Origin of the sequence: Ruminococcus sp. CAG:379, assembly GCF_000434255.1 — a bacterium.
Lineage (GTDB): Bacteria > Bacillota > Clostridia > Oscillospirales > Ruminococcaceae > Ruminococcus_F > Ruminococcus_F champanellensis.
In genome coordinates this window covers 182-5003 of sequence record NZ_FR894880.1, presented here as the reverse complement: position 1 = coordinate 5003, position 4822 = coordinate 182, and the positions used below count along the sequence as shown (strand labels likewise).

Annotated in this window: 3 protein-coding genes and 1 pseudogene; 3 read left to right on the top strand and 1 reads right to left on the bottom strand. The window is 53.3% G+C overall.

Annotation, left to right across the window (positions count from 1 at the left end):
• A pseudogene (locus QVO51_RS04715) lies at positions 1-986 on the bottom strand (beta-glucuronidase); the annotation flags it as partial.
• A gap of 222 nt (positions 987-1208) precedes the next feature.
• On the opposite strand from QVO51_RS04715, the gene QVO51_RS04710 reads away from it, so the two are divergent.
• The 3 genes from QVO51_RS04710 to QVO51_RS04700 all read left to right on the top strand — a co-directional run.
• Complete coding sequence (locus QVO51_RS04710; RefSeq protein WP_022357431.1) at positions 1209-2453, top strand: CapA family protein; 1245 nt, start codon at positions 1209-1211, stop codon at positions 2451-2453.
• Between the two features lie 503 nt (positions 2454-2956).
• On the top strand, positions 2957-3796 hold the full coding sequence (locus tag QVO51_RS04705; protein ID WP_022357430.1) for a cohesin domain-containing protein: 840 nt from the start codon (positions 2957-2959) through the stop codon (positions 3794-3796).
• Positions 3797-3856: 60 nt separating this feature from the next.
• Positions 3857-4822 (top strand): hypothetical protein (locus QVO51_RS04700; protein WP_288167869.1); only part of this gene is annotated, 966 nt, incomplete at its 3' end.

Below are 4822 nucleotides of genomic sequence, written 5' to 3'. Positions count from 1 at the left end.
TAGCGGTAGTGGTTGATGCCATAGGCTTTGGCGATGCTAAGCAGCCGGAGCCACTCTGCCAGATCCGTGGGGGCGGCACCGGTGAGAGGAAAGAGCATGCCGTCGTGCTTGCCCCGGAGCATGATGGGTGTGCCGTTGACCTGGAACTCCATGCCCTTTGTGCTGAGGGTTCTTAACCCGAACCGGATCACTGCATCACCGGGCACATCCGGCATGGACAGGTGCAGCTCATAGACCACCGGGGTGTATTCGCTCCACAGTAGCGCATCCTCCCCAAGGGGGATCAGCAGGGAGAAGGTACCTTCCGTATCAGCATTCAGATCAGTCCGGATAGGGGAGATCTCCCGGATGCAGGGATCGTCCTTGCTAAAGGCTTTGCCGGTAACCGTCAGCGACGTATGGGCAGCCCCCCGGAGCATGCCCCGCAGGGTGACGCTTTTGTGGGCTGCATCCGGATATGCTTGCAAATCTGACAGATGCACCGGAGGAAGCACCGTCAGAGAGATCTCTCCGGTGATGCCGTTCCAGTTGGTCTGGGTGTCCGGAGAGGTCATATGCCCGCCCTTGGTGGGGTAGTCCGTGTTGCTGACGCAGATGGAGATGGTGACCGGGGAGGGATCCTCCAGCGCTGGCAGTCGGTAGCAGTGGGGGGTGGTCAGACTGTCACAGCTGCCCAGCTCTGTGTCGTTGATCCACAGCCGGGTCATGCGGGTGCGCTCCAGAGTCAGCAGCAGGGGCTTATGCAGATCCTCCGGGGCAGGGGTGAAGGTGGTCTGGTACCATGCCCAGCCGGAGAAGGGATAGCACTCGGTGAGGTAGCCGGTATTCCGCGATGTATTATAGGTACCCTTTTTCGCCTGGGCAGTGGTGCCGGGCAGTGGAATGGTATCCGGCAGGACGGTGGCGAAGAATTGCTCCCGAACGCCGTTTTTGTCCGGATCCATGGCGAAGCGCCAGATACCCGAGAGGTCATATTGCTTGTACATGGTGACAGCTCCATTCTTATAAAGTCGCATTGTCATTATATCGGATTTCCCGGTAACATGCAAGACGATCCGGCAAAGTGGAGATAATCTGACAGCAACAGGATTTTTTCACAGATTTCTTGCATTGTTCTGCAAAGTGTGATATAATGTAGCGGTTAAGGCGGCATCCCGTAGGGTCATATATGAGGCGTTGTGCCTCAAACAATCAGGAAGGAAGATTCAATGCGTATCAAAAAGGGTAAGCTGGCGGCGCTGCTGTGCACAGTGCTGCTTTTGCCGGGCTGTTCGTTCCAGTCCATCAATAACAGCGGTTCGGGGCTGCTTTCCCAGAGCAGTCCGTCAGATTCTCCCCAGAGCAGTGCTGAAGAAAGCCGGGAGGAGCCTACCACAGAGCCGGAGAATCGGAAGGTTCGAGTGGTGGCAGTAGGGGACAACCTGGTGCAGACCGGGGTGCTGCGGGCTGCCCAGTCCTATTCCACGGACGGTACCTATGACTTCGGCCCTTGCTACGAAAACGTGAAGCCCTACATCCAGGCAGGGGATGTGTCCATCATCAACCAGGAGACGCTCATTGCCAACGATGAGTTCCCCGTTACCGGCTCCAACTTCAATTTCAATTCTCCCACGCAGCTGGGACAGGCGATTCTGGACGCTGGCTTCAACGTGATCACCATGAGCAACAACCATATGCTGGATAAGGGCATAGACGGGCTGATCGCCACCATGAACTACTGGGACAACATGCGGGCGAAGAATGACATTACCGTGGTGGGCGCCTACCGGGATCAGGAGGATATGGAAAATATCCGGATCCGGGAGGTCAACGGGGTGAAGATGGCGTTTGTGGCGTTTACGGAGCACACAAACGGTATCCCCATGCCAAAGAATACGGACGTGAAGATCGTCCTCACCTCGGACACGGAAACCATGAAGTCCCAGATCAAAGCGGCGGACGCCATTGCAGATGTGGTGGTGGTATCCGTACACTGGGGCATTGAGGATTCCTTCGTGGTGTCCGATCAGTGCCGGGAGCTGGCGCAGGATTTTGTTGACTGGGGCGCAGACGTGATCCTGGGCAGCCACACCCACACAGCGGAGACCATGGAATACCTGACCCGGCAGGACGGCACCCAGGGCTTTGTGTTTTACTCTCTGGGCAACTTCATTTCCGCCCAGACCGACAGCTTCAATATGCTGGGAGAAATGGCGGACTTTGATATCATTGTGGATGGTCAGACCGGCGAGGTGCTGATCTCCGACGTAAAGGTGATCCCGGTGATCACCCATTACGATGACGGGAAGCTGCGGAACCTGCGCCTGTATCCCTATAGTATGTATACCGAGGAGCTGGCAAACAGTCACGGACTGCCGGCGGCGCCTCTGGGTACAGCGAAGAAGTTCAATATGGACGTGCTGAACAAGTACATCCAAGACAATATTCCGGTGGAATTTCAGAAGCTGGACTGACCGTTTCGGGCAGATCAGCAGTTATGTCACAAAAAATTTACAAAAGCGGCTGCGGCAGGGAAAACTCACGCAGCCGCCTTTTCTTTTGGCGAAAAAGTATCACCCGGCGCATTGAAATTTGTGAAAGAGGTATAAAAACAGCTTGACTTTTTCCGACAGATGCCATATAATAAAAGTGTCCGAGAAAAAGCAGAGAGATGCTTTACAAGCTGTATTTTTTTTAACCCGGACAAGGGTGCACGGAATGCGGTTTTTGCCATTATACACAAGGGTTTTCAATCTCTTTTATAGAAAACCACAAAAAGCAGGCAATCTCTTGACTTTGACTTGGGAAATCCCTATAATGAATGTATGTGAAATCTTTCAATTGGGTAGGTGTACCCTGTTGACGGATTTGCGTGCTTTCGTGGGGAGAGCATACGGCTTGGTTCGGATATAAGAAAAGGAATGGTCACTTAAATTCCTTTGATTATATAAAACAAAATTCAAAAGGAGGAAAGAAGATGAAGGCGAAAAAACTGATCGCAAGCTTGCTGGCGATGTCCATGACTGCGGCAGCCGTTGGTCTTGCAGTACAGGCAGCAGACACCGTTACGATTTCAGTTGGTAACGATACGGTCGCTGCCGGTGAGACCTTTTCGGTTGACGTCAGCTTAAGCGGCATTCCGGCAACAGGCGCATGCGCCGTTGATTTTGCTGTTGAATTCGATTCTTCATTGGTAACGATCAGCGACGTGACGACAGGCGCACTGTGCGACACGGGGGCTGCATCCGCCGAGGGGAATATCAACGCAGATCTGGCGGACACCACATTCGACTGGAATGTTGCAGATGATCTGGTTTGTCTGACATGGACCACCGGTCTGCTGGATTCCAGCTACTGGCTCAAGGACGGCGGCGTGTTTGTGACCATCACCGGTACGGTGAACGCAGACGCAGCAGCAGGCTCCAAGGCAGCATTCAACATCGTTCCGGTTGACCGTGAGGTTTTGCCGGGCAGCGGCACCAAGAATCAGGAGATTCTGGTGGGATACGTAGACGACAGCTTGGTGGATCACAACTATACAACAGCTACCAAGACCGGCTATGTAACTGTAGCAGGCGAAACAGGTGACACTCTGTATGGTGACGTAAACTGTGACGGGGAAGTAACCATTTCGGACGTTGTTATGCTGTCCCGTTATGTAGCACAGGACACCGAGCTGAACCCGGTTCCCAGTGCACAGGGTCTGAAGAATGCTGACTGTGAGAGCAATGGCAACATTGACGCTGGCGACATCACCGCCATCGCACGCTACCTGGCTCACCTGATCGAAGCTAGTCAGCTTGGTCCGCAGGCTTAATCTGGCGCTCCTCAAAAAATGAACACGCATGTTCCTTGACCGGAACAGAAAGGAAGAGTTATGAAGAAGTTTATTTCTGCTCTGACAAGTGTGTGCATCGCTGCAACCTCACTTGTAGGCGCAACCATGACCACTGTCACAGCAGCTGGTGAATTGGAGTTCACTTTTAAGGAAAGAAGCACATCTTCCACAACCTTCAACATTTCCGCTGCTGATCTGGCAGCAGGTGATGTAACCGTAGACTGCGACGTGATTATTACAAATTATGTTCCTACCTACGGCTTTGGTCTGAAGATGGACTTTGAGAACACCGACACCAACACCATCTACGATGCAAGCACTGCAGAGAATCCCTACTTTGCATTCACCGAAAAGACCCAGTTCGACAAGACTGGTCCGTTTACTGACGTTTGGGGCGTTGAGGACGGCACATATGAACCTCAGCCTGGTCTGAGTGCAACCAAGATCGCAAACTACTCCATGATGAACTTCGTATGGCGTACTGCGGCTACACTGGACGATGACTCCACTCCGACAAACGCATACTTCATTCCGGGTACTACCAACCCGCTGCTGAACATTTCGTTCACTGTCGCTTCTGACACACCGGCTGGTACATACATCCTGGACATCAAGACCGAGCCCTACACCAACACCACTGGCGGTGCAGTTTCCACCGGTCAGAGCAAGATAAACAACGTAGACGGCGAAGTCGTTCCCTTTAAGACTGTTCCGCTGACCATCGTTGTTGGTGATGCTGCAACCACCACAACCACCGCTGCAACAACCACAAAGGCACCTGCAGCTACAACAACCGCAGCACCTGCAACCACTGCAGCACCTGCAACTTCCACCACCAAGTCCGCTCCTGTTGGTGAAGGCATCGTTTACGAGATCGCAACTGTTGAGGGCGAAGCTGGTGCAGACGTTGACGTTCCGATCACCATCAAGGGCAACGATACCGGTACAGCTGGTATGGTTCTGGAGCTGAGTGCAGACTCCAACCTGAAGCTGAAGCGTCGTATG

Coding starts and splice junctions, on each gene's coding strand:
- QVO51_RS04705 (WP_022357430.1), top strand. CDS start 2,957: ATGAAGGCGAAAAAACTGATCGCAAGCTTGCTGGCGATGTCCATGACT.
- QVO51_RS04710 (WP_022357431.1), top strand. CDS start 1,209: ATGCGTATCAAAAAGGGTAAGCTGGCGGCGCTGCTGTGCACAGTGCTG.